Raw genomic sequence first — 670 nt, forward strand, 5'->3', positions numbered from 1 at the left:
GCGCCCACACCATAAACTTTTTTTCGAATAAGCACACAACCGTTTTTCGAACCCTGCAAAATTTCTTCCGAACCCGAACGGCGTAACACTCCATTGAGTGAAGCTGCCGTTTGGTCGCTCCCCCTTTGGGGGCGGGGGGGTTACATACCCATGCCGAAACCTCTGCTTCTGGTGATTTGCTTGAGTAGGTCTTTCCCCTCTTCCATAGCTTTTGATATGTTTGGGAAATGATGCCTTAAAGCCTCCAGTTGTTCGGAATTGAACAAGTCTTTCATCTTACCAAGTTCTTTTTTCAATTCCTTGGTTTCGGTCTTTAGTTCTTGGTTCTCCGTCCTTAATCGGTTACTGGTTGTCCTTGCGTTGTCCATTTGTTGTCTATAATACTCCTTGTCATTCTCGGCTTTGAATGCCTTTGTGCCGTTTTGCTCTTTTTCAAGTATAGCCTTTCCCAGTCTATCGGATAGCTGTTCATTTTCCCCCTCTAAAGCCTTTACTTTGGCTTTTAAGGCATCCTTTTCCCTATCGTTGACTGTTTTTCCAATCAAGCCGTAAAACTTCTCTGAAGCCTTAGAAATGAGTTTTTGGACGTTCTTCTTTGTTTCAATGGAACGTAGTTCTTTCTGAAGCTGAAGAAGCTGGTTTTGTACGTCCTTGTGTTTGTCTAATGCAC

General features: G+C 43.6%; 1 protein-coding gene. It reads right to left on the reverse strand.

Annotation, left to right across the window (positions count from 1 at the left end):
• Positions 1-140: 140 nt before the first annotated feature.
• Positions 141-670: hypothetical protein (locus KQ486_RS14055; RefSeq protein ID WP_439098776.1), on the reverse strand; the 530-nt coding region annotated here is incomplete at its 5' end.

This window comes from Allobacillus halotolerans, assembly GCF_018967645.1.
Lineage (GTDB): Bacteria > Bacillota > Bacilli > Bacillales > Alkalibacillaceae > Allobacillus > Allobacillus halotolerans.